Annotated in this window: 22 protein-coding genes; 6 read left to right on the top strand and 16 right to left on the bottom strand. The window is 27.8% G+C overall.

Going from position 1 to position 24,985, the window contains the following annotated elements; all coding sequences use genetic code 11:
- Positions 1 to 158: 158 nt before the first annotated feature.
- The 9 genes from adhE to H8S20_RS05710 all read right to left on the bottom strand — a co-directional run bounded on the left by adhE (position 159) and on the right by H8S20_RS05710 (position 8,900).
- Positions 159 to 2,792, bottom strand: coding sequence for a bifunctional acetaldehyde-CoA/alcohol dehydrogenase (adhE, locus tag H8S20_RS05750; RefSeq protein WP_186859525.1), 2,634 nt, complete (start codon positions 2,790 to 2,792; stop codon positions 159 to 161).
- A 292-nt stretch (positions 2,793 to 3,084) separates the two neighbouring features.
- On the bottom strand, positions 3,085 to 3,672 hold the full coding sequence (locus H8S20_RS05745; protein ID WP_186859524.1) for a hypothetical protein: 588 nt from the start codon (positions 3,670 to 3,672) through the stop codon (positions 3,085 to 3,087).
- 138 nt (positions 3,673 to 3,810) lie between these two features.
- Positions 3,811 to 4,272 carry a MarR family winged helix-turn-helix transcriptional regulator gene (locus H8S20_RS05740; protein ID WP_032118061.1) on the bottom strand — a complete coding sequence of 154 codons (462 nt, stop codon included), beginning with the start codon at positions 4,270 to 4,272 and terminating at the stop codon, positions 3,811 to 3,813.
- A 106-nt stretch (positions 4,273 to 4,378) separates the two neighbouring features.
- Positions 4,379 to 5,311, bottom strand: a complete 933-nt coding sequence (locus tag H8S20_RS05735) for a tetratricopeptide repeat protein (protein ID WP_186859523.1) — start codon at positions 5,309 to 5,311, stop codon at positions 4,379 to 4,381.
- A gap of 42 nt (positions 5,312 to 5,353) precedes the next feature.
- Complete coding sequence (locus tag H8S20_RS05730; protein WP_186859522.1) at positions 5,354 to 5,683, bottom strand: hypothetical protein; 330 nt, start codon at positions 5,681 to 5,683, stop codon at positions 5,354 to 5,356.
- Positions 5,684 to 5,697: 14 nt separating this feature from the next.
- The gene (locus H8S20_RS05725) at positions 5,698 to 6,825 is read right to left on the bottom strand and encodes a Rho termination factor N-terminal domain-containing protein (protein WP_186859521.1); all 1,128 of its coding nucleotides are present in this window, start codon (positions 6,823 to 6,825) and stop codon (positions 5,698 to 5,700) included.
- Positions 6,826 to 6,958: 133 nt separating this feature from the next.
- Positions 6,959 to 7,351 (bottom strand): zinc-ribbon domain-containing protein, encoded by a 393-nt coding sequence (locus tag H8S20_RS05720; protein WP_032118057.1) that lies wholly within the window; start codon positions 7,349 to 7,351, stop codon positions 6,959 to 6,961.
- A gap of 174 nt (positions 7,352 to 7,525) precedes the next feature.
- Positions 7,526 to 8,470, bottom strand: coding sequence for an SPFH domain-containing protein (locus H8S20_RS05715; protein WP_032118056.1), 945 nt, complete (start codon positions 8,468 to 8,470; stop codon positions 7,526 to 7,528).
- Between the two features lies 1 nt (position 8,471).
- Positions 8,472 to 8,900: an NfeD family protein gene (locus H8S20_RS05710; RefSeq protein ID WP_032118054.1), complete on the bottom strand. Its 429-nt coding sequence runs from the start codon at positions 8,898 to 8,900 to the stop codon at positions 8,472 to 8,474.
- Between the two features lie 329 nt (positions 8,901 to 9,229).
- Here H8S20_RS05710 and H8S20_RS05705 point away from each other — a divergent pair, with 329 nt between their 5' ends.
- Positions 9,230 to 11,134 carry an NAD(+) synthase gene (locus H8S20_RS05705; protein ID WP_186859520.1) on the top strand — a complete coding sequence of 635 codons (1,905 nt, stop codon included), beginning with the start codon at positions 9,230 to 9,232 and terminating at the stop codon, positions 11,132 to 11,134.
- Between the two features lie 29 nt (positions 11,135 to 11,163).
- On the opposite strand, the gene H8S20_RS05700 is transcribed toward H8S20_RS05705, so the two are convergent.
- The 6 genes from H8S20_RS05700 to H8S20_RS05675 form a co-directional block, all read right to left on the bottom strand.
- Complete coding sequence (locus H8S20_RS05700; protein ID WP_032118052.1) at positions 11,164 to 11,760, bottom strand: hypothetical protein; 597 nt, start codon at positions 11,758 to 11,760, stop codon at positions 11,164 to 11,166.
- Positions 11,761 to 11,788: 28 nt separating this feature from the next.
- The gene (locus tag H8S20_RS05695; protein WP_032118051.1) at positions 11,789 to 12,442 is read right to left on the bottom strand and encodes a deoxynucleoside kinase; all 654 of its coding nucleotides are present in this window, start codon (positions 12,440 to 12,442) and stop codon (positions 11,789 to 11,791) included.
- Between the two features lie 48 nt (positions 12,443 to 12,490).
- Complete coding sequence (locus H8S20_RS05690; RefSeq protein ID WP_032118050.1) at positions 12,491 to 14,404, bottom strand: HIRAN domain-containing protein; 1,914 nt, start codon at positions 14,402 to 14,404, stop codon at positions 12,491 to 12,493.
- A gap of 91 nt (positions 14,405 to 14,495) precedes the next feature.
- Positions 14,496 to 15,359 carry an NAD(P)/FAD-dependent oxidoreductase gene (locus H8S20_RS05685; RefSeq protein WP_081921696.1) on the bottom strand — a complete coding sequence of 288 codons (864 nt, stop codon included), beginning with the start codon at positions 15,357 to 15,359 and terminating at the stop codon, positions 14,496 to 14,498.
- A 14-nt stretch (positions 15,360 to 15,373) separates the two neighbouring features.
- Complete coding sequence (gene trxA / locus H8S20_RS05680; RefSeq protein WP_032118049.1) at positions 15,374 to 15,688, bottom strand: thioredoxin; 315 nt, start codon at positions 15,686 to 15,688, stop codon at positions 15,374 to 15,376.
- A 136-nt stretch (positions 15,689 to 15,824) separates the two neighbouring features.
- Complete coding sequence (locus H8S20_RS05675) at positions 15,825 to 17,534, bottom strand: ABC transporter ATP-binding protein (protein WP_186859519.1); 1,710 nt, start codon at positions 17,532 to 17,534, stop codon at positions 15,825 to 15,827.
- A 195-nt stretch (positions 17,535 to 17,729) separates the two neighbouring features.
- On the opposite strand from H8S20_RS05675, the gene H8S20_RS05670 reads away from it, so the two are divergent.
- The 3 genes from H8S20_RS05670 (at position 17,730) to H8S20_RS05660 (ending at position 22,559) form a co-directional block, all read left to right on the top strand.
- Positions 17,730 to 20,336, top strand: coding sequence for a cation-translocating P-type ATPase (locus H8S20_RS05670; protein WP_186859518.1), 2,607 nt, complete (start codon positions 17,730 to 17,732; stop codon positions 20,334 to 20,336).
- 151 nt (positions 20,337 to 20,487) lie between these two features.
- Positions 20,488 to 21,816 carry a putative DNA modification/repair radical SAM protein gene (locus H8S20_RS05665; protein ID WP_186859517.1) on the top strand — a complete coding sequence of 443 codons (1,329 nt, stop codon included), beginning with the start codon at positions 20,488 to 20,490 and terminating at the stop codon, positions 21,814 to 21,816.
- Positions 21,817 to 21,818: 2 nt separating this feature from the next.
- A complete protein-coding gene (locus H8S20_RS05660) occupies positions 21,819 to 22,559 on the top strand; it encodes a TIGR03915 family putative DNA repair protein (RefSeq protein ID WP_186859516.1) in 741 nt (246 codons plus the stop codon).
- A gap of 42 nt (positions 22,560 to 22,601) precedes the next feature.
- Here H8S20_RS05660 and H8S20_RS05655 read toward each other — a convergent pair whose 3' ends face one another.
- Positions 22,602 to 22,982, bottom strand: coding sequence for a hypothetical protein (locus tag H8S20_RS05655; RefSeq protein WP_032118044.1), 381 nt, complete (start codon positions 22,980 to 22,982; stop codon positions 22,602 to 22,604).
- 276 nt (positions 22,983 to 23,258) lie between these two features.
- On the opposite strand from H8S20_RS05655, the gene H8S20_RS05650 reads away from it, so the two are divergent.
- Positions 23,259 to 24,668 carry a cation:dicarboxylate symporter family transporter gene (locus tag H8S20_RS05650; protein WP_186859515.1) on the top strand — a complete coding sequence of 470 codons (1,410 nt, stop codon included), beginning with the start codon at positions 23,259 to 23,261 and terminating at the stop codon, positions 24,666 to 24,668.
- Between the two features lie 107 nt (positions 24,669 to 24,775).
- Positions 24,776 to 24,985 (top strand): hypothetical protein (locus H8S20_RS05645; protein ID WP_186859514.1); only part of this gene is annotated, 210 nt, incomplete at its 3' end.

Genomic DNA, 24,985 nt, shown 5'->3' with positions numbered 1-24,985 from the left:
TATGCCATAAAACTAGGAGTTAATTAATAGTAGATTACTGCTTTACATTGATATATCTACATAAAATTTAAAATTTATGCATTAATAGTAATATTTTTGGAGATAAATTTATTACATAAAAAAAGTGCTAGCTTTAAGCTAGCACCTATTTCAAATTATTATTTATTCTTTTTAGATTTTTTATTCTCTACCTTTATTTCTTCTTTTTTACCATAGTATGAAGTGATGTACATTTCTTTTAACTCACTCATTAATGGATATCTTGGATTAGCTCCTGTACATTGATCATCAAATGCTTGTTCTACCATTTCATCTAATGTTTCCATGAATTTAACTTCACTAACTCCAGCTTCTTGTATAGTTTTTGGCATATTTACTTTTGCTTGTAACCCTTCAATAGCCTTTATTAATAATTCAACCTTTTCAGCTTCAGTATTTCCACCTAAACCTAAGTGATCTGCAATTCTTGCATATCTCCATGCTGCATTTGGGTACTTGTATTGAGCAAATGCAGCTTGCTTAGTTGGAGCATCTGTTGCATTAAATCTTATAACTTCATTCATTAATAATGCATTAGCCATACCGTGTGGTAAGTGATGGAATGCACCTAACTTATGAGCCATTGAGTGATTAATTCCTAGGAATGCATTACTGAATGCCATACCTGCCATACATGATGCATGAGCCATCTTTTCTCTCGCCTTAACATTAGTAGTTCCTTCATTATAAGCATCTGGTAAGTACTTAAATACTAATCTTATTGCTTCTAAAGCTAATCCATTAGTATATTCTGATGCCATTATTGAAACATAAGCTTCAATTGCGTGAACCAATACGTCTATACCAGCACAAGCAGTTAATCCTCTTGGTGATGTCATCATTAACTCAGCATCAACTATAGCCATGTCTGGAGTTAGTTCGTAATCAGCTAATGGATATTTAACTCCTGTTTGCTCATCAGTTATAACAGCGAAAGGTGTTACTTCTGATCCTGTTCCTGCTGAAGTAGCGATAGCAACCATCATTGCTTTTTGCCCCATTGTAGGGAATTTGTAAATTCTCTTTCTTATATCCATAAATGTCATAGCTAAATCATGGAAGTTTACTTCTGGATGTTCATACATAACCCACATGATCTTAGCTGCATCCATCGCTGATCCACCACCAAGTGAAATTACAACGTCTGGTTGGAATGTTTCCATTTCTTGAGCTCCTGCTCTAGCACATCTTAATGTTGGATCTGGTTCAACATCTGAGAATATTTTGTATTGAATTCCATTTGATTCTAAAATTTCTGTTACTTTATTTGTATATCCCATTTCAAATAACACTCTATCTGTAACAATGAAAGCTTTCTTTTTACCCATATCGCCTAATTCTTGTAAAGCAACTGGTAAGCAACCATATTTGAAGTAAGTTTTTTCTGGAACTCTAAACCAAAGCATATTTTCTCTCCTCTCAGCAATGCTCTTAACGTTAATTAAGTGCTTTGGACCAACGTTTTCTGAAACTGAGTTTCCTCCCCAAGATCCACATCCTAAAGTTAGTGATGGTGCTAATTTAAAGTTATATAAATCTCCGATTGCCCCTTGAGCAGCTGGCATATTTATTAATGTTCTAGCTGTTTTCATTCTTTCTCCGAATGTTAATATTCTATCTTTAGATTTAAGTTGATCTGTATAAAGGATTGAAGTATGTCCCATTCCACCTAATTCTATTAATCTATCAGCCTTATCTAAAGCTTCTTCAAAAGACTTAGCTCTATACATAGCTAATACTGGAGATAATTTTTCATGAGAGAATGGTTCTTCTAATTCAACTGAAGTAACTTCTCCAACTAAAACTTTAGCTGATTCCGGAACTTCAACTCCTGCCATTTTAGCTATCTTATAAGCAGATTGTCCAACCATATCGGCATTTAATCCACCTTTTTCATTTAATATTATACTTCTTACTTTATCTATTTCTTCACCTTTAAGAATATAAGCTCCTCTTTCAGCTAATTCTTTTTTAACTTCATCATAAACTTGATCTAAAACTACTATTGATTGCTCTGATGCACAAATAACTCCATTATCAAATGTTTTAGAAAGCAATATTGAGTTTACAGCCATTTTAATGTGTGCTGTTTCATCGATAATTGCTGGAGTATTACCTGCTCCAACTCCAAGTGCTGGTCTTCCTGATGAGTAAGCGGCTTTAACCATAGCTGGTCCACCTGTTGCTAATATGATATCTGATTCTCTCATAACATTTTGAGATAATTCAACTGATGGTTCATCTATCCATCCTATTATCCCTTCTGGAGCTCCTGCTTTAACAGCTGCTTCTAAAACTATTCTAGCTGCTTCTATAGTAGAATGTTTAGCTCTTGGATGTGGTGATATAATTATTGCATTTCTAGTTTTTAATGCTATTAAAGTCTTAAATATCGCTGTTGATGTTGGATTTGTAGTTGGAACTATTGCAGCAATAACTCCAATTGGCTCAGCGATTTTAGTAATACCATTTGTCTTATCTTCTTCTAAAACTCCACAAGTTTTCATATTCTTGTATTGGTTGTATATATATTCAGCAGCAAAGTTATTTTTTATAACCTTATCTTCTACTATTCCCATTCCTGTTTCTTTAACAGCCATTTTTGCTAACTTAATTCTGTTATGGTTAGCTGCCAAAGCTGCTTGTCTAAAAATTTCATCAACTTGTTCTTGGTTAAACTTTGCAAATTCCTTTTGAGCCTTTCTTAATTCTTCGATTCTTTTTGTTAACTCTTGAGCATTTGTTACTGCCATTTTTATTCCTCCTAAATATATGTGAATTTTACATTTTCTCATTTTTAAAATTTCCGAAGATTTGTTTGTTATTTTTTTAACATCTTCTATGATTCTATTTTATTCCATTGTGTTTTTTTGTCAATCTTTTTTTTGTTATTTTTTTAACTTTTATTTTTTTTAACATTTTCATCCTTTTATCTACATATAAATTATCTTTTTTCATATCTCTTTATTTTTTTCATAATAAGTTCAATAAAAAAAGCAAATGCGATTGTTATCTTAATAACAATCGCATCATATCTAGCTATTCCTAATTAAATTCTGTTACTATATCCTTATTAACTATTCCCGTTTTATTAAAGATAATTTCTTTAATAAAATTACTCTCATCATTTGTAACATTTAGAAAAATTTCTTTATCATTAGTAGTATTAATGACTATGTATTTATTATTACCTAGTGTATTCTGAACCGTATTTATTGATTTAATTTTATTCCAAGATAAAAAGTTTCCATTCTCACATACAATGCCTTCTTCATACATAACAGGCTTTATATAAATACTTAAAATAAAATTTGCAATTAAAAATATGCTTAATACATATATTACCCATTTGTTCAAAATTCCTGATTCATTATAAAATTGATGCAATCTCATACTTAGCATATATTTACCAATAATTATTTCTTCTTGACTCTTTTTAGTTAACCCTATTATGTTTACAATCAAAATAACTATTCCCAACAAAGGGTAATATCTTCTTCTACCTTTAAAACTATATACCATTTTGGAAACTTTTGTTCTACTAATAACTTTCTTAACTAAAACAAAAATAAAATTATATACGCTATATCCCCCCAAAACTACAGCCATCATCATAAGTACATCTTTCCACATTTCTTCACCTCATAGTTAATTAACATATTTGTATTATATAAATATGATTTAACATTACGAGTAGATTTATTCATTTATCCTTTTAAGTTAATAATATACAAAAAAAATAGACATCCTTACTTGATGTCTATTTATATATTACTTTATAAGATGATATTTCTCTTCAAAAAATCCAGATATCTTCTTTAATGCAGAAACTAATACAGTTTCTTCTTCTATTGAAAAGCTATCAATTGTATATTTTATCATGTCATTATGAAATTCTTCATGAAATTTATATACTTCTTTTCCTTTTTCTGTTAACGTTATCAATACAACTCTTCTGTCTTCTTCGATTCTTCTTCTATCAACATAACCTTTTTTTATAAGCTTATTGATAGCAGTAGTTAGTGTTCCTACTGTGATGCTTAAATCATAAGCTACCTCACTCATAGTTCTTTCCTTATCTATTGATATAGCTTCAATAACATGAATTTCTGTTACTGAAAGATCTGAAAACTCACTATTCTGTAAACATTTTTCTTCAATATCTAAAATATCCCTAAACAACTGAACTAATAATTTGTTCAATACACTTTCTGACTCTCTTCTATTAGTCATCAATTTCACTCCCATTTAAATACTAATCTTATTCTAATAATAATAAATATCATTTAAACTTTCAATCAAATTTTAACTTTTTTCAACAATTTATTATTTTAACTAGTTAGTTACCTTTATCATCATTTCCATATAATTCTATATATTCCTCTAATCCTCTTAAAGGATTTAACTCTTCATCTTCCTTCATATACTCTTCAAATATATAATCAAGGTCTATAGCTTTATTTAAATCCTCAAAAGCTTTATGTAATTCTTTTATATTCACATAAAAGCATGCTCTATTATAATATAAAAATCCTTGATTAGGATTTTCTTTTATTCCTTCACTAATAATTTCAATAGCTCTCCTAAATTTATTTTTCTCTCTATATAAAATAGAATAATTCAAATAACTATATGGAAATTTAGGATTTTCATTAATCGATTTTTTATAAAATTCTTCAGCTTCTTCCTCTTTTTTAATCTTACCCATGAATACTCCCATATTAAAAAGTATTCTAAAATGTTTATGATCTATTTGTAATGCCTTCTCCATATATTTTATTGCCAGTGTAATTTCTTCTAATTCATCATAAATACAACCTAAATTTGCATTTGCCCATAAATCATTTGGATTTATACTCAACACCTTACTATAGCATTCTATAGCTTTTTCTTTCTCCCCTATTTCGTCATAACAATTGGCTAAAAAGAAATATGCTTTATCATAGTTCTTATCAATAGCTATAGCTTTTTTATAGTACTCTATCGCTTCTAGGTAATTTTCACTTTCATCAAATAAAACACCTATTCCATAATAAGCTGTCGCCTCTTTGTCATTAATACTTAAAACTTTTTCATACATCTTTTTTGATAGTACAGGATTTCCAATTTTATCATACAATAACGCTATATCCAAAATCAGCTCAATGTCCTCTTTTCCTTCCTCACATTTATGAGCCATTTTAAAAAACTTCAAAGCCTTCAGATCATTTTTTTCAGCTAAAAAACCTCTAGCTATACTTATATAATTATTAAATAAATATGCCTTATTCATAGTAGTACCTTCCTATAGTAAAATTCACAATAAGTATAATACCTATTGTGAATTCTTTAATATCTCTTTAATTCCCCTATTAATCCTTCTATAGCTTAAAAATTCAATCAAAGAAATTGCTAAAATTAATATAAACCAATCCATATTAAAAGCTATAGCTATACTTGCAAAGAATATATATACACTTCCTATGAGGCCATAATTTTGTCCTATCCATTTATTTAAAATTGGTAAAGATTCCACTTGACCTTTTTCAAAATCATAAAGAAATTGTATAAATCTACACACCCCTTCAGATTTTGCAAAAAGACTTATGGATAAACCTATTAAAAATTCAATTATTCCAATTACTATAATTACCCCATTGAACATAATTTATAACCTCTTTATTTTCCACAACACTTTTTGTACTTTTTACCACTACCACAAACACACGGATCATTTCTTCCTATTTTACTCTCGTTAACAACTCTTTGTTCATTTTTCTTTATTTCATTTTCACTATTTCCCTTTAAAGTCCATCTTTTAATGCTTTTAGCGAAAATCTCTAATTCATATTTAAATATTTCTTTTTCTTCCTCAGATTCAATTTCGTATGCTTCTAGGAAGCATTCTATAGCTTCTTCTTTTGACATCTCATTTTTAATAGCTATTATAAATGAATCCATCTCTTCTCTTAGGATATTATTATCTATAACAAATAATTCCTTAAAAACTTTTTTTAATTTTTCAGCTTGTTTATTTTCTTCAATATAATCTGGTTCCCCAGCCTTAATTAAACTTTTCTTATCAAATTTATAGTAATCACTATTACATAATTTCTGAGCTTGTATTAACTTTTCAACATCTTCAACATCTATATGATATAAAACTTCTTCATCAATTACATAATCATAACCTAGTTCTTCACCATTTAAAGCTAAAGCTTTTATAAAGTCTATATCAAATTCACATAAAAATACTTTTTCTAAAGTATCTTTTATGTTATTTATATCCATAACACCGTAATAATATATCATACCTGCAATAGATCTTATTATCTCTTTATTTAATCTAGCCTTTTGATACAATTCTCTGTTTATCTTTTCTTCAAATAATTCCATCATTTCTTTAGGTAATATTACAAAAAGTTCATCATCAATAGTTCCTGTAAATACTAATCCTCTATTTCTTAGGTAATTAGAATACACTATATCATTACATTCATACACTTTTTGCCCATTATTATCTATAAGATCCTCTATAAATTTTAAAGTATCTTCATCCATAATACTTAAAGCTTGTTCGTACTTTTCTAGTACTATAGTTTTTATTCTCTCAACAACTTCCGCCTTTTTTAAAGATGTTAACCCTTTAATGGAATATCTTTTAGCTACTCTAACTAATTCTTCCTTCGTCATTTTTTCTAATAAAGACTCTAATGAGTTATCTTGAATATTACTTTTCCATAATCTCTCAACCTCTTTAATATCTGCCTTTATTATTTCCTCTTGTATTTTATTATTATCTGCCATATTATATTAAGTCACCTCATATCATATTCTGAAAAAATCACATATACAATTATATATGTTTTTTTAATATAGTCAAAATTTTTTACAACTCTCTAATCAAATCAATAATCTTTTCTATTCTTTAATTAAATATTTATCTTATTTTTTTACCACAGTATGGGCAGTAAATATAGTCTCTTTCTAGTTCTCTTCCACATCTAAGGCATTTGTTATTAATTGCATTATTATTTTCATAATTAGCACCTTGAAAATCTTTTAAATCCCAGTAGCTTATCTCATAACTCTCATCATGTTCAATACTCTTTCCTTTCTCTTTAGATATACTATATACATGATCACAATTATTATATATAACATAATATTTCTCATTCCATTTAAACAAAGGAATAAAGAAAAAGTGAAAAAAACTATATACTTTAATTATTTTACCTTCTATGTAGTCATTGCAACCCTTACAATATATTCTTTGTGTTTCTTTTATTATTTTTTCTTTATTCTCTATACCAAATACCCCTATAAAAAACATTCTTACCTCCATAAGTTATATCATTACTTTAATTATATCACAACAAAATAAGCAACTAACTTCATAAATTATCTGCAAATCAAAAAAAAGAATTGCCTTATGAAAAATTCATACGACAACTCTTCCTACGTAACCCTGTCGGGCTATTAATAATATTTACTTATTTACTTACTTTTATTCTTTATTGCCTTTTAACATTTCACCTATTGCAGCTATACTTCCTAAAGATGATAATGTCTCATTAGGTAAAATTAACTTATTAGCTGGGTTGTTTGCCATTTCTTTAAGTGCTTCAACTTGCTTTAACGCTATAACTGTTTCATTAGTTCCTGATTCAATAATAGCCTGGTTTACTTTCCTTATAGCTTCTGCTTCTGCAATAGCTATTTGTTCTATAGCTTTAGCCTTACCTTCAGCTTCAAGTAATTGAGATTCTCTTAAACCTTCTGCCCTTCTAATATTAGCTTGCTTTTCAGCTTCTGCTGAAAGAATCTTAGCTTGCTTTTCCCCTTCTGCTCTTTCAATTTGAGATTGTCTTTGACCTTCAGCTTCTAATATTGCTGCTCTCTTATCTCTTTCTGCTTTCATTTGCTTTTCCATTGCTTGTTGTATCTCAGCAGGAGGTATTATATTTTTAATTTCAACTGATAGTATTTTTATACCATAAGCATCTGTAACTTCATCGATTATACTTAAAAGATCTGAATTTATCTTATCTCTTCCTGATAATACTTCATCTAAACTCATGTTACCAATAATATTTCTCATATTAGTTGTTGCTGAATAAACTATACCTGACTTAAAATCCTCTATATTATATACAGCATCTTTTGCATTTAACATTTTATAGAATATTACATTATCAACTGATATTTTAACATTATCTTTAGTAATAACTGATTGAGGTGGTACATCTAAAATTTGTTGTTTAGTAGATACTTTTTTTCTTACAAAATCTACACCTGGAATCATAAAATGCCAGCCTGGCTCTAATATCCTATGAAATTGTCCTAATCTTTCAACTACATATAAATAACCTGTGTTTACAACTTTGATAGATGATAGTAATACTAATAATACTATCAATAATAAAACTCCAATTACTATTAACTTAATCATACTATTTCTCCTTTAATTCAACTATTAACTTATTTCCTTCTATTCCTGTTATAACAAATTGATCATCTTTATTTATCTTATTGCCTTTGTTATACGCTGTCCAATATATTCCGTCTACTTTAATTTTAGCTTTCTCAACTATCTCTTCATTCGCCTTCATAACTCTTCCTATATATGTTTGTTCCATAGTAAGGGTATGATTTTTTTCTACTTTAAATTTTTTCTTAGCCCAAGGATATCCTATAGCAATTAAAATTATTCCTGTTATTAAGAATACAATAAATTGCCATGCCATACTTACGCCAAAGAATGATAAGATTATTGCTGCTAATGCTCCTATAGAAAACCACATAAATATAAAGCTACTTGTAACTACGTCAATTATTATTGCGACAACCGCAACTACTAACCAGATAATAACATCTAACATAGTCCTCCCCCTTTCTTTAATAATAAAGTATTTATGCATTAAATATTATAGTAAAAAACTTTGTTGATAAATTTATTATATAGTATTTTCCAACAAATTGATATTTATATATTTTATTTACTATGATTACATTATATGCTATCTTTTATTTTATTGCAAGTTATTTTTTATCTTTTTATAGGTTATTTTAAACCATTTAATGTGATAGTTTTAATTTTCCTTTTCTTTTCGTTGATTTTATAGCGTTTTCCTTTTATTATTGACTTATATGTATTTTATTAACTTTTTAATCTAATACTAAACTATATTTAACATACGGAGATGATAAAATGGATTTTATAAAAGTAGGTGCAGCTTGTCCTAAAACTAAAGTTGCCGATATAGCTTATAATATAGAGAATATATATACTTGTATTGAAGATGCTAAAAAGCAAAATATTAAATTTCTAGTTTTCCCTGAATTATCTGTTACATCCTATACTTGCGGAGACTTATTTTTAAATTCTTCACTTTTACGTGCGTCTTTAGATGGTTTAGAATCAATAGCAAAAAATAGTATAAATAAAGATATGCTAATAGCTGTTGGTGCTCCATTACTATATAATAATGTATTATATAACTGTGCTTATTTAATTTTCGAAGGAGACATTTTAGGGATCGTGCCTAAATCTTATATTCCTAACTATAGTGAATTCTATGAAAAAAGATGGTTTACCCAAGGTGTCAACATAACAGACCAAAAAGTTAACCTTTCATTTCAAAAAGATATTCCTTTCGGCACAAACTTAATATTTAATGCTGGAGATTATAAATTTGGAGTTGAGATTTGTGAAGATTTATGGGTAACTATTCCCCCTAGTTCTTATCTTTCTTTAGCTGGGGCTAATATTATAGGTAATCTTTCTGCATCTAATGAACTAGTTAGTAAAAAAGATTATAGAAAATCATTAATTTCAAATCAAAGTGCTAGATGTATTTCTTCTTATATTTATTCATCAGCTGGTGTACACGAATCTACTACTGATCTTTTATTTAGCGGTCACCTTATCATTGCTGAAAATGGCTCTACATTAGAAGAAAACTCTAGGTTTCAAAGAGACAATGAAATTATTTCTTCTTGCATAGATATATTTAAATTAAATTCAGAGCGATTAAAAAACTTGAGTTTTAGGGATTCTTCATCTTTCTTATCTCAGTCATTTAAATATATAGATTTTACTTTTAAAGATACTAAAATTAATAAATTTGCACGATATATAGATAAACATCCTTTCGTTCCATCAAATATTCACGAACGAGATGAAAGATGCAAAGAAATCTTTAATATACAATCATCAGCTCTTGCCAAAAGATTAGAGCATGTAGGTTTGAAAAAAGCTGTCATAGGAATTTCTGGTGGACTTGATTCTACTTTAGCATTATTAGTAATAGCTAAGACATTTAAACTTCTTGGTATTGATAATAAGAATATTATAACTATTACTATGCCAGGCTTTGGAACTACAGATAGAACTTACAATAACGCTTTAACTCTATGCAAAGAACTTAACTGTGATCTTAGAGAAATAAATATAGTTGAAGCATCTCTTCAACACTTTAAAGATATAGGTCATGATAAAGATATACACGATGTGACTTATGAAAATGTTCAGGCTAGAGAAAGAACTCAAATACTTATGGATTTAGCAAATAAAGAAGGGGGATTACTTATAGGTACAGGAGACCTTTCTGAGTTAGCATTAGGTTGGTGCACTTATAACGGAGATCATATGAGCATGTACTCTGTAAATCCGTCTATTCCTAAAACTCTTGTAAGATATTTAGTTAAGTATGTAGCTGAAAATGAATCTAATAAAGATGTTTCTGAAACATTATTAGATATCTTAGATACCCCTGTAAGCCCTGAATTATTACCTAAAGACAGCGAAGGAAATATATCTCAAAAGACAGAGGATATAGTAGGTCCTTATGAACTTCATGATTTCTTCCTATATCACTTTATTAAACATGGCTCTTCTAAAGAAAGAATTTTATTCTTAGCAGAAAATGCCTTTAAGAGTGACTATTCAAAAGAAGAAATTCAAAAGTGGCTAGATAAATTTATATATAGATTCTTCACTCAACAATTTAAACGAAGTGCTTTACCAGATGGTCCTAAAGTTGGTACTATCTCTTTAAGTCCTAGAGGAGACTGGAGAATGCCTTCTGATGCATCCTTCGCTTCATTCAAATAAACTTTCTTGTATAAAATAAAAGAGTGGATTTAATTTCCACTCTTTTTGTTTAACTCTAACTTCAGTTCTACATTAGCTTTTGGTATATATTCTAACATAATACTTTTATCATCTAATTCTTCTATTTTAAACTCATCTTCCGAACTTTTTTCTAATTCTATTTGTTCTAATATTTTATTAGTTGTCGTACTTACTATATTTATACTAGTAAACTCATCTTTATCTAAACTAGATAAGATTATATACTTCCTTCTATTATTATCATAAACATCTATCATTGCTATGGAGTTATCACTTTTTATAACTCTATCCATGCTAAAAACTTTATATTTCCCAAGCTCTGTTACATTCTCATAATATACAATCATATTATCATTAGTATTTATTTTATAAAATATTAATGTACCATTATCATATTCACGCTCACCAATAATAGTTATTTTATCTTTATAATCTTGTCCACTTTCTTTAAATAAAAACTCTTCTAATTGGATTTCTAAATAATTATCAGTAGCATAAGTTAAAAACATAAACCCACCATTCATCAACTTAAAAACTCCAAAGATAATTATTAGTATTATAGATATACTCATTGAAATTAATATAATCTTTCTTTTCTTTGCCATCCCCTCACTCCTAATACCCTAATACCATTTATGCTCCTCTTACTTCCCTTAATTTTTCTTCTACAGTCTTTATAAGTTTCTCTTTATCTTCTTCATTATTAACTACATCTAAGTTGTCCATATCTATTATTACAACTTCTGATGCATTATAATAATTATTTATCCAATTATCATAATCTTCCCATAAGAAATGATAATAATCTCTTAAACTATCATCAATTTCAAAATCTCTTCCCCTTAAATTTATTCTTTTCATTACAGTCTCAAAAGAACCTTTTAAGTATACCATAACGTCTGGAGCCTTCTTTGGAAGTTCATCTAGCTCACTCATCATATTATTTAATAAACCTTCATATGTTTGCATTTCTAATTCTGATATCCTACCAAGCTCCATATTTTTCTTTGCAAAATACCAATCTTCATAAATTGATCTATCAAGAATGTTGTTGTCATGATGAAGAGCATCCTTTATACTCTTGAACCTTGTATTTAAAAAATATAATTGCAATAAAAACGGATATCTCTTTTTTGCTATTTCTTCTTCAGACTCACTATAAAATAATGGTAAAATCGGATTATCATCTACACTTTCATAAAATACCTCCGATTTAAAATGTTCACCTAATATTTCCGCTACAGAGCTTTTTCCTAGCCCTATCATTCCGCCTACTACTATCACCATATTTCACCTATCCTTCATCTTATGTGCCGATTACACTCTTTTAAGCTATTAATTTAAATATCCTCTAGGATTTCTAATAACCATATTAAATGCATTTGAAACTTCTGTTATAACATCTTCATAGCTTAAATAAAGTGCTAATTCTATTTCTTTATAATCTTCACTTGTATTTGTAATTTTACCGTATATTATTTTACCCCAATCCATAAGATTTTTCAAAATATTATTTTCTTTACTTTTTATATATCCAACAACAAAACCATTATTATTAAAAATCGATATTTTTTCATCATCTTCGTTATTTATATCAACTTTTAGATATACTATATCTTCTTTGGATAATTCTTGCCTAAATTTAATAATATCCTTGTTTTCTGTTTCATTAATATATATATCAGTTAAATATATATCTTTAGCATGAGTTTTCACCTTATATTTATCTATATTTTCTCTTTCTATCTTTACTGAATCGCCTTTTATCAATAATAGGAAATCTCTTAAACCTCTCTGTTGGTAACTATCCTTTTCTAATTCATAAGCCTCCTTGATTTTTTCAATTGAATAATTATCAAGCTCTTCTTGAATGCCTTTTAAATTATTTAAAGCTTCTATTTTTGTTTTTATATATCTAGCCTTAAGAGCTAATAAGTTTAACGTTTTGAATTCTTTATAGCTTTTATCCATATAAATTATTATTAATAAGAAACAATAATCATCAAGGTAGTCAATCTTAAAATCATCATCATTTATAGTTGAATTTATATCAATTATTTTATCAAAATCTAATTTATTTAAAGCAAAGTCAACTAACTTATTTCTATCTTCATCATTCCCATAACTCATAATATAATTAAATAATGAGACATCAAGTGGATTTTCTTCAAGTATTTCTAACACTTCATCAAAAGATAAATAAATATCTAAAGCCATTGCTACATCTACAATTTTGCTTATTTCAGTGTTATTAGATTTTATACTTTCTTTTAAAAGATCTATATAATCATTCTTTACAAAACTTTCTATTGCATAATCTAAAATTTCCTCTTCCTCTTTTGATAAATCTAATTTATCAATCAAATTACTTTCACCATCAATCTTATAAAAAAGAGAAAATAAAGCACACATAACATATATATTATCAAAGGTATACTTATACTTTTTAAAATAAGAATAATATATATATATTAAGTCAAAGGATATAGTGTTTATGAAACTGTCTCTTAAATCATATAATAATAATAAATTTCTAGTTAATATCTTATACATTTTATTTGTTTTTTCTTCTTCATCAAAATATTGTACATAATCAACCTTATTAAAAGAAATTGTAGCTAAGAATTCTTGTAAAAATATATTTTTTATACCATCTCCTAGAATCCAACTTTTAATTTCTTTGCTTATCGGTTCAATTTTTGAATATGAAATTACTCGTCCATATCCTGTAGATTTTTTTGCAATCTCAAAAATTATAGAATTACACTTTTCATATCCTTTTATCCCCTCTATAGAATAGAAAATGAAATCATTATGATTAGAAAAAATCTTTAATATTTCTAGACCTTCGTCATTATTACTAAATCTAAGCATTAATAACCCTAACTTTATAATCTCAAAATCCTCATAATTCTTTATAAAAAAAACAGCTAAATTGTGAATTTCTTCTTTTAAAAATATTTCTTCTTTAATCAATACATCTAATTTTAATAAGAACTTTTTATAAAAATTAATTATTTTATATCTATTTACATAGTTTAATATTGGAGCTATATCTTCAATATAATCAATGATTAACTCTATTAACCCATCTGCAACTTCACTTTGCATAGTTTCTGTAAAATATTCATTGCTATATATTCCATCACACTCATCTTTACCTGCTACATTAAGATCCTGCTTTTTATACGGTTTGTATTTATTTTTATTCCAATGCTTTTCTAAATTAATATATATTTCTGTAATCATAAATAATACCCCTTAAACATTTAGTCATAATAATTATATCAAAATATATAAGTAAAAAAAAGGAAACTACACAATGTAGTTTCCTTTTAATTTACTTAACTTTTAAATTATCTAAATATTTAACTGAACTTAATGCTGCAATATTACCTTCACCAGCAGATTTTATATATTGATAAGGCTTACCTACACAATCTCCTGCTGCAAAACATCCTGCAATATTTGTCTTCATCTCTCTATCAACTTTTATATGTCCATCCTCTATCTCTAATCCTGGAACTAACTGTCCTGGAGAAATAGTATCCTTTAGAACAAAAACTGCGTCAGTTTCTAAGTCACTATTTTGCAACTTAAGTTTATTAACTTTTATATCACCAATTATTTCAATTGGTTTATCATTAATAACTTCAATATTATCATTTAATTCATATTCAGCTTTATACATAGGAATATAGTAAAGTTTACTTGCAAGCTCACTTACATATCTAGCTTCCTCTTCTGCCTCTTTGTTATAACCTATTATCGTTACAACTTTACCTTTATAAAGAGGTGCATCACAAGTAGCGCAATATCCAACACCTTTTCCTAAAAACTCTAATTCACCACTTATAGCTTTTGTATATTCCATACCTGTAGCTAAAATTAAAGTCTTAGCTTCATACATTTTTTCATTTACCATTAAAGCAAAATAATCACCCATAGCATAAATGTTATTTACTCTCTCGTGTGTTATTTTTATCTCCATAGCATCTAAGTGTTCTTGAAACTTATTCTTAATCTCTTCACCATTCAAGCCATAGAACCCAAGATAATTATTTACCTTTGGTGCTTTAACTAATTTATTAGTTAAGTTTTTATTTCCAAACACTATAAACTTTTTATTACGGATCTTCGCATTTAATGCAGCTGATAATCCAGCAGGTCCACTCCCTACTATAGCAATATCATATCTTTCCACTAATATCACTCATCCTATACGTGTTTAGCAATAGCATCTTTTAATTGTGGCTTAGGCATAAATCCAACTAAAGTATCTACTGGAGCACCATTTTTCATAATTAGTATAGTAGGAATACTAGCTATTCTAAATTGATTTGCTAAATTTGGATTTTCATCAACATTAACCTTTACAAATTTAGCATTAGTTATTTCTCCAGCAACTTCTTCAAATATTGGAGCAATCATTTTACAAGGACCACACCATGAAGCCCAAAAATCTACTACTGAAACTCCATCAAAATTTAAAACCTCAGCTGAGAATTCATTTTCTTGTACATGTTTAACCATAATTTTTCCTCCTAGTGTACCCCCATGGGGTATATTGTTTAAGTTCATTTTACTCTTTTAGATATTTTTAGTCAATATTAACCTAGTATATTAACAATCTTATTTTATCCAACTATAACCCTTTTTATATTAACTTTTAACTAACTACAGCATATCTGTTTAGTTCAGCATAAATTCCACTTTTTCTTATTAATTCTGTGTGGCTTCCTCTTTCTTCTATACCATTTTCTGTTAAAACTATAATTTCATCTGCATTCTTTATAGTAGATAATCTATGTGCTACAACAATAGTAGTTCTTCCTCTACAAAGTTCCTCTAAAGATTTTTGTATTAAGTATTCAGTAGTATTATCTAAGGCTGAAGTAGCTTCATCTAGAATTAATATTGGCGGATTTTTAAGGAATACTCTCGCAATAGATATTCTTTGCTTTTGCCCTCCTGACAGTTTAACACCTCTCTCACCAATAAATGTATCATAACCATCTTTTAATCCCATTATATACTCATGAATATTTGCTCTTTTGGCTGAATCTATAATTTGCTCATCTGTTGCATCTTGTTTTCCATATTTAATATTATCTTTAATAGTTCCAGTGAATAAAAATACTTCTTGCTGTACAACTCCTATGTTATTTCTTAAAGAAGATAATGTTAAATCATAGATGCTTGTACCATCAATTTCTATATCTCCACTATCCACATCATAGAATCTAGGTATTAAATTACAGAAAGTAGACTTACCACCACCTGATGGCCCAACAAGCGCAAGCATTTTTCCACTTTCAATCTTTAAGGATACATTTTCTAATATCTTATTATCCTCATAACTGAAGTTAACATTCTTAAATTCTATTTCACCTTTAACGTCTTTTATATCAATAGCTATATCTTTTTCCTTTTCTATATCTTCTTCTATTATTTTGATGAATCTCTTAAATCCAGTCATTCCACTTTGATATTGCTCCATAAAGTTTACTAGCTTCTTGATAGGCTGAGTAAATAACTTTATATAAAGCATATATGCAAGAAAATCTCCTATATCTATGATATTATAAAAAGTAAATATTCCACCTGCTATTAATACAACATAATCCAAAAAATCTATTCCAAAATTAACTCCTGCAAAATACTCAGCCATTACCTTATAAGCCCTTTCTCTTGCCGCCTTAAATTTTTCATTTCCTTTTTTAAATTTCTTTTTTTCATAGCTATGGGATACATATGCCTTTGATATTCTTATACCTGAAATTGAATTTTCTAAAGTTGAATTAACCTCTGAAGTTTCTACTCTTGTTTCCATAAATGCATTGTTCATTCTTGTTCTTTGCTTCCAAGTAAACAAAACTATAAATGGTACAAAGGCAAATATTATTATTGTTAGAGGTAAATTTATTGTACTTAAAACTATAAAAGATCCTATAAGCATTACTATAGATATAAATATATCTTCTGGACCATGATGTGCAAGTTCAGACACCTCCATAAGGTCATTTATCATTCTGCTCATCAAATCACCAGTTTTATTATTGTCGAAATATGAGTTAGGCAACTTTTGCAAATGGTCAAACATATCTTTTCTCATATCTGCTTGCATTCTAACTCCAACTACATGTCCATAATAATTCATGAAATATCCACAAGCTGCTTTTATTAAGTAAATTATTAAAAGAGTGATAGCAAAAACTCCAATAGTTCTAATATCTCTATTTGGTACTGCTTCATTTACTAGTTCTCTAGTCATCATAGGGTAAAACAAATCTACTCCTGATGCTATAGATGCTACTAGCAAATCTAAATAAAATAGTTTTTTATATGGTTTGTAATATGATATAAATTTTTTTATCATCGAACTCCCCCTTTATCAGTAATTTTAATTTATATCTTAATTAAACATTATACATATTTTTGATTTTTATAACAATATATGAAATATTCTTCCATCGATACTTATGAATTAAGTCATTATTATAATACGACTTTAATACCCTAATTATATAAAGTTTTTTATTTTATAAATTATTAATTATTAGGGGTGATATTAATGTATTCTAATGAACCTATCGATAAAATTATATCTCATTTTGATACAAATATAACCAATGGCCTTTCTTCTAAAGCTGCTGAAGAACTCTTATCTAAAAATGGTAAAAATAAGCTGATTGCTAAAAAGAAAAAAACTCTCTTAGAACTTTTTCTTTCTCAAATTAATGATGTTATGATATATATACTTATTGCTGCAGCTCTTATTTCTGCTCTTGTAGGAGAAGTAAGTGATTCCATCATTATAGTTATTGTGATTCTTATAAATGCTATTATAGGCGTTGTTCAGGAAAATAAAGCCGAAAAAGCTTTAGAAGCATTAAAATCTCTATCCACACCTAAAGCCCTCGTAAAAAGAGATGGAAATATACTTGAAATCCCTTCTGAAGATGTTGTATTAGGTGATTTAGTTATTATCGATGCTGGTAGATATATTCCTGCAGACTTAAGATTAATAGAAAGTATAAATCTTAAAGTTGATGAATCTGCTTTTACTGGTGAATCACTACCTGCCGAGAAAGATTCCTCTATAGTTTTATCCAGCGATGATGTTGCAATTGGTGATAAATCAAATATGGCATTTATGTCTACTTTAGCTACTTATGGAAGAGGAAGTGGCATTGTAGTCTCTACAGGTATGGATACTGAAATAGGTAAAATAGCGAAAATGTTGGATACAGAAAATGATAATATAACTCCACTTCAAAAAAACTTAGCTCATCTTGGTAAAATTTTAGGTATAGGGGCAGTATCTATCTCTATATTAATGTTTATAATCTCCATGTTTCAAGGTAGAGATTTTCTTCAAATGTTTATGACATCAATAAGCTTAGCTGTAGCAGCTATCCCGGAAGGTTTACCTGCAACTGTTGCTATTGTTCTTGCATTAGGCGTTCAGAGAATGAGTAAAGAAAATGCTATAATAAGAAAATTGCCAGCTGTTGAAACATTAGGGTCAGTAAATATTATATGCTCAGATAAAACAGGCACATTAACTTTAAATAAAATGACTGTTAAAAAGGCTTTTGTAAATAATATTTCTATTGATGTAAATGAACTAAATCTTAATAAAAATGAAGATAAAATTCTTGTGGAAGGTATGATATTATGTAATGATGCAACTTCAATAAAAGAATCAAAAAGTGGTGATCCTACAGAAATAGCTTTACTTGATGTTGGCAATAAATTTAACATTTTAAAAGATTCACTAAACTTAAATCATAAAAGAGTAAACGAAATTCCTTTTGACTCTGAGCGTAAACTTATGACTACAGTAAATTTATATGAAAATAAATACCGCGTTTTTACTAAAGGTGCTATAGATAATATACTTAAACTCTCAACCCAAATACTAAAAGATGATAAAGTACTACCTTTAAATGATGAAGAAAAAAAATTAATCTTAACTGCATCGAATAAAATGTCTGATTCTGCTTTAAGAGTTTTAGCTCTTGCATATAAAGATACAAAAGACCCTTCTGAAAATAGTAACTTAGAAGATAATCTAACTTTTGTAGGCTTTATGGGTATGATTGATCCTCCTAGAAAGGAAGTTAAAAATTCTATTGCCACAAGTAAAGCTGCAGGTATTAGGACGGTTATGATAACTGGAGATCATAAAAACACTGCCTTTGCTATAGGTAATGAGTTAGGTATAGCTAATAATATTTCAGAAGCCTTATCTGGAAGTGAAATAGATTCTTACAGTCAAGAAGAGTTTAATAAAATAGTAAATACTTATAATATTTTTGCAAGAGTATCTCCAGAACATAAAGTAAAAATAGTTAAAGCTTTAAAATCTCATGGAAATATTGTTTCTATGACTGGCGATGGCGTTAATGATGCTCCATCATTAAAATTTGCTGATATAGGTGTTGCTATGGGAATTACAGGAACTGATGTAGCAAAAGGTGCAGCTGATATGATTCTTACTGATGATAATTTCTCAACTATTGTAAAAGCAATAGAGGAAGGGAGAAATATATTTAACAATATAAAAAAATCAATCGTATTTTTACTTAGTAGTAATTTAGGTGAAGTAATAACTCTATTTACCGCTATATTACTTAATTGGGCTTCTCCATTATTGCCCATCCACATATTATGGATAAATCTTATTACAGATAGCTTGCCAGCTTTAGCACTTGGTGTAGATCCTAAAGATCCTAATGTGATGTCAGAGCCTCCTAGAAATCCAAAGGATAATTTATTTTCAAATGGTACTGGAGTAACTTTAATACTGTTAGGAATACTAATAGGTTTTACAACATTGCTTGCATTTAAAGTTGGGGAATATTTATATCCAAACTCTTTAGCTCATGCCCAAACTATGTCTTTTGTAGTTTTAAGTGGATCACAACTTATTTTATCTTTATCTATGAGAAGTGAGAAAGAATCTGTTTTTAAAATTGGTATCTTTAAAAATAAGAAATTATTAGGAGCTATTTTTATAGGTATTCTTCTTCAGATATCTATAATATCTATTCCTCCAATCGCTAGAATATTTAATGTATTCTCTCTAACATTAAAAGATTGGCTTTTTGTATCACTACTAGCTATGATACCTTTTACTTTTTTCGAAATCTCAAAACTTTTTAGAAAAAAATAAATATTATTAATAAAACAACCACAATTGTTTGAACTTTAATTGTAGTTGTTTTATTTTTTATAAATTTCCTCTTATTACATAATTATTACCCTTGCTCATAAACATATGTTCTGTTAATATAAATATATTAATATATTTTGAAGGTGATTTAATGGATATAAACGATAAATTGAGAATATTAAGTGATGCAGCTAAATATGATGTATCTTGTTCATCATCTGGTTCAAACCGTAGTTCTAAAAACGGCCAACTCGGTTCAGTTAGTACTTCTGGAATTTGTCATTCATTTACTCCAGATGGAAGATGTATCTCCCTTTTAAAAATCTTATTAACAAACTATTGTATTTACGATTGTGCTTATTGCTTAAATAGAAGATCTAATGATATAGAAAGAGCTGCTTTTACTGTAGACGAAGTAGTAGACTTAACAATAAACTTCTATAGAAGAAATTATATTGAAGGGCTTTTTTTGAGTTCCGCCATATTTAAAGATGCTAATCATACTATGGAGATGCTAACAAATATTGTTGATAAGCTTAGGAATGTCCATAATTTTAGAGGTTATATACATTTAAAAGCTATTCCTGGAGCTGATGATACGTTAATAAAAAAAGCTGGTACTTTAGTAGATAGAATGAGTGTTAATTTAGAGTTACCTTCTAGTGACTCATTAAAACTTCTTGCCCCCGAAAAAAATAAGGGCAGTATTTTTACTCCAATGAAATCTATTAAGAATAATATTATTTTGCATAATGATGAAAGAAAAAAATTCAAATCTGCTCCGCTATTTGTTCCTGGAGGGCAAAGCACACAACTAATAGTTGGTGCAACTAAAGAAAGTGATTTTAACATATTAAAATTAAGCGAAAACCTTTATAATAAGTTTTCACTTAAACGTGTTTATTACTCTGCGTATATACCTGTAAATAGTGATAAAAATCTACCTACTATAAAAACTCCACCAACATTAAGAGAACACCGCTTATATCAAGGTGATTGGCTTCTTAGACTTTATGGATTTAAGGCTAATGAATTACTAGATAATAACTCTCCTAATTTTGATATTAACTTTGATCCTAAAACTAATTGGGCTATTAATAATATTCATCTTTTCCCTGTAGAAATAAATAAAGCACCCTACGAAACTCTTATAAGAATTCCAGGTATAGGTATAAGAGGTGCTAGAAAAATAATTAGCTCTCGTCGAATCGCATCTTTAGATTTTTATGACTTAAAAAAATTGGGTATAGTCTTAAGAAGAGCTCAGTATTTTGTTACTTGTAAAGGAAAATATTTTGGATCTGTATCTATGGACGGTGAAAAAATCAAAAAAGTTTTAACCCCTAAAGTAGACTTAAACATTATAGATAACAATCATGAACAGCTTAGCTTTTTGGATAACAATACCACTATCCTACCTTCTTTTAATAAGTTAACATTATTAAAAGATAGAACATCTTCATTAATAGGAGAAATATAATTATGCTAAATGAATATTTATACGATGGATCTTTTGAAGGTTTATTAACATGTATTTTTTATTCTTATTCATCTAAGTCTGAAGTAAAAATAACGAAAACTAAAAATTATTTACCTAATCTTATTTCATCTCCTATAGAGATTGTAACTGAAATAGATAAATTTAAAAGAGTTTATTCAAGTATAAGGGACAAACTTAGTTATACTACATTAAAAACTATTTATTATCTTTACTTAAGTGATATTAATGATATAGAAACGTTAATATACAAATATATTAAACTATGTTACACCTATGGAAATGATATTAACTTAGCTAAAAATAACGAAATAATATCCTTAGTTGATAAGTATTACAGAAGGATTTCTTTAGAGGCCCATCGTTTCACAGGCTTTGTTAGATTTAAAAAAATAAAAGAGGATTTATATTATAGTTCTATAGAACCTGATTACAATATTTTACCTATAATATCAACACATTTTATAGAACGCTTTTCTGATCAAAACTTTATAATTCATGATTCAAAAAGAGGAATTGCTCTTTTTTATAATAAAAACAATAGTATAATAACTAATTTTTCTATGGATAAATCAAAAAACTTATTAAACAATTCTAATGATGAATTTGAATTGCTATGGAAAACATTCTACAATTCTGTAAATATAAAAGAACGCGAAAACTCAAGACTTCAAAAAATGTATATGCCTACTAGATACTGGCATAACTTAATTGAAGTCAAATAGTACATCTTACAATAAAAAGATGAAGCAATTAAGCTTCATCTTTTATATATTAAAAAAATCTTTAAGAATCTTTATATCTTCTTCATTAAATTCATATTTATCTATATCATTTTTCCCAATCCATTTAACCTGATTTATACTTTTATGACATGTTATGTATTCTTTTATACTCCCTCTAAATACTTTAAGACCATTACCTTCTTCTTTGAAATATTCTTTGAAAGGCTTTAAATCAAATATATTACATTTGATATCTTTATCAACAGCTTTTGTAATACATTTTTCTTCATCTTCTTTTCCCTTAATTTCTTTTCCAAATAACCCCCAAGTTTTAGTCGCACCTTTTCCTTTTCCTCTTTCAGCTACTAAAACGTTATTAAAATCATCAACTATCAGAATACTACATCTTAATACTTTTTCCATATTAGACTCCCCCTTAATTCTTAGTTATTAAATTTCTACTTAAATCATATTATTATCATTATAATATGATATTTCACAGAATAAAACACCTTTTTCCACATTTTATGTGATAATATTATGAAAAATATACTTATTTAAATCGTTTACTTAAAAATTTAAAGCAAATTTCGAAATTATTCAATAATATTTTTATTATTTTTTAATAAATTTTATTGAATTAATTTTTATCAAAATATATAATACTAACTTAAAGAGTAGTTTAGAAAGGAGTAAAAAATGGATTCAACATTTTTTCAACAGTTTTTAATGATTTCAGACATTAGAACTATTTTATTTATCGCAGTTTTAGTAGCAATATTTTTCGGAATAAGTTTTCTAGGTAAAGGAAAAACAAAACTTAAGTTTTCTACTAGAATGATTTTATCAACTGTAATAGGATTAGTATTAGGTCTATTAATACAATTAGTAGCAAAGTTCCCTACTAATCCATCTGAAATAACATGGATTAACGAGGTTTCTAAGTGGTATGGACTTATAGGTAATGGCTTTATAGATCTATTAAAAATGCTTGTAGTCCCAATAGTCTTAATCTCTATAATAAGAGTAATTATGAATATGACTCAAGATGATAATATTGGTAAACTTACAGCTTTATCTATCGGAAGTCTTTTATCAATTACAGCTTTATCTGCAATAATAGGTATAGTCGTAGCAAATATAATGAATTTAGGTGTAGGTGCAAATGTAGCTGCTGGTTCTGCAACTATAAAGGAAATAGAGCCTATAGCTGATACATTAAGAGGTTTACTACCTTCAAACATAGTAGATTCTATGGCTAAAGGAAACGTTATAGCTATAGTTATATTTGCAACGTTTATAGGGCTTTCTATAAGAAGATTAAAAGTAAAAAAATATGATAAAGTTAAAGTTTTTATAGATTTTATTGAATCTTCTTATACAATTATAACTAGCGTCGCTATAACAGTTATTAAATTTATGCCTTATGCTGTTATCGCATTATTATCTAATGTAATAGCTTCGCGTGGTATAAGTTCTTTAAAAGAAGTATTTGGGTTTATAATTGCTTTATATATTTCTGTTGCAATTGCCTTTGTAGTCCAAATGCTTATAGTTTCACTATTTAAATTAAACCCATTTAGATATGTTAAAAACGTTCTTGAAGCACTTGTGCTTGCTTTTACCTCTCGTTCAAGCCTTGGAACTTTACCTGTAACAATAAAGGTTTTAACAGAGAATGCTGGTATAAAAGAAGGTACTTCAACTTTTGTTGGATCATTAGGATCTAATATGGGTATGAATGGTTGTGCTGGTATTTATCCTGCGCTTATGGCTGTAACTTTAGCAAACATGGTAGGAAGACCTTTAGACATATCTTTCTATGCAACACTTATAATAGTAATTGTAATAAGTTCACTTGGTATAGCCGGCTTACCTGGAACTGCTATTATGGCTGTTTCAGTAGTTATTAGTGGTGTTGGCCTTGGTGAATTCTTCCCATTAGCAGCTGGTATTATAGCTATAGATCCAATTCTTGATATGGCACGTACTATGATAAATGTTAATGGAACAATGATATCTGCTGTTATAACAAGCTCAATCACTAATGACTTAGATAAAGATATCTTTAACAGTGATGAGAAATCTAATTCTAATATTGAAGATTAATTTAGATATATATTTTTTAAGCTAGTTTATAAGTTTTTTCTTATAAGCTAGCTTTTTGTATATAACAGATAAATTTGTCAATAATTTATACTGAGGTGAATTATTATATGAATTTATTAAAATATACTCCTTTTTTTATATTAATATATTTCTCATTAAGACTACTTTCAAAATTTATTGAAGAAAATATTATCTCTCTTAAAGAACAGATATCTGATGAAAAAATTGAAAGAGGTATTCTTTCAATTAAAGATTTGCAAAAAAATAATTCTGATAGATTTCTAAAAGCAATTAAATTTTATCTTTCTACTCATAAT

Origin of the sequence: Clostridium hominis (genome assembly GCF_014287825.1) — a bacterium.
GTDB lineage: Bacteria > Bacillota > Clostridia > Clostridiales > Clostridiaceae > Clostridium > Clostridium hominis.
The sequence above is the reverse complement of the archived record's forward strand: the minus strand, read 5'-3'. Positions and strand labels throughout refer to the sequence as shown.

Bases quoted from the DNA above. Each gene is read 5' to 3' on its own strand.
- H8S20_RS05705 (WP_186859520.1), top strand. From the start codon at position 9,230: ATGGATTTTATAAAAGTAGGTGCAGCTTGTCCTAAAACTAAAGTTGCC.
- H8S20_RS05735 (WP_186859523.1), bottom strand. From the start codon at position 5,311: ATGAATAAGGCATATTTATTTAATAATTATATAAGTATAGCTAGAGGT.
- H8S20_RS05650 (WP_186859515.1), top strand. From the start codon at position 23,259: ATGGATTCAACATTTTTTCAACAGTTTTTAATGATTTCAGACATTAGA.
- H8S20_RS05715 (WP_032118056.1), bottom strand. From the start codon at position 8,470: ATGATTAAGTTAATAGTAATTGGAGTTTTATTATTGATAGTATTATTA.
- H8S20_RS05695 (WP_032118051.1), bottom strand. From the start codon at position 12,442: ATGGTGATAGTAGTAGGCGGAATGATAGGGCTAGGAAAAAGCTCTGTA.
- adhE (WP_186859525.1), bottom strand. From the start codon at position 2,792: ATGGCAGTAACAAATGCTCAAGAGTTAACAAAAAGAATCGAAGAATTA.
- H8S20_RS05690 (WP_032118050.1), bottom strand. From the start codon at position 14,404: ATGATTACAGAAATATATATTAATTTAGAAAAGCATTGGAATAAAAAT.
- H8S20_RS05745 (WP_186859524.1), bottom strand. From the start codon at position 3,672: ATGTGGAAAGATGTACTTATGATGATGGCTGTAGTTTTGGGGGGATAT.
- trxA (WP_032118049.1), bottom strand. From the start codon at position 15,688: ATGGTTAAACATGTACAAGAAAATGAATTCTCAGCTGAGGTTTTAAAT.
- H8S20_RS05660 (WP_186859516.1), top strand. From the start codon at position 21,819: ATGCTAAATGAATATTTATACGATGGATCTTTTGAAGGTTTATTAACA.
- H8S20_RS05700 (WP_032118052.1), bottom strand. From the start codon at position 11,760: ATGGCAAAGAAAAGAAAGATTATATTAATTTCAATGAGTATATCTATA.
- H8S20_RS05720 (WP_032118057.1), bottom strand. From the start codon at position 7,351: ATGTTTTTTATAGGGGTATTTGGTATAGAGAATAAAGAAAAAATAATA.
- H8S20_RS05675 (WP_186859519.1), bottom strand. From the start codon at position 17,534: ATGATAAAAAAATTTATATCATATTACAAACCATATAAAAAACTATTT.
- H8S20_RS05655 (WP_032118044.1), bottom strand. From the start codon at position 22,982: ATGGAAAAAGTATTAAGATGTAGTATTCTGATAGTTGATGATTTTAAT.
- H8S20_RS05665 (WP_186859517.1), top strand. From the start codon at position 20,488: ATGGATATAAACGATAAATTGAGAATATTAAGTGATGCAGCTAAATAT.
- H8S20_RS05730 (WP_186859522.1), bottom strand. From the start codon at position 5,683: ATGTTCAATGGGGTAATTATAGTAATTGGAATAATTGAATTTTTAATA.
- H8S20_RS05710 (WP_032118054.1), bottom strand. From the start codon at position 8,900: ATGTTAGATGTTATTATCTGGTTAGTAGTTGCGGTTGTCGCAATAATA.
- H8S20_RS05670 (WP_186859518.1), top strand. From the start codon at position 17,730: ATGTATTCTAATGAACCTATCGATAAAATTATATCTCATTTTGATACA.
- H8S20_RS05740 (WP_032118061.1), bottom strand. From the start codon at position 4,272: ATGACTAATAGAAGAGAGTCAGAAAGTGTATTGAACAAATTATTAGTT.
- H8S20_RS05725 (WP_186859521.1), bottom strand. From the start codon at position 6,825: ATGGCAGATAATAATAAAATACAAGAGGAAATAATAAAGGCAGATATT.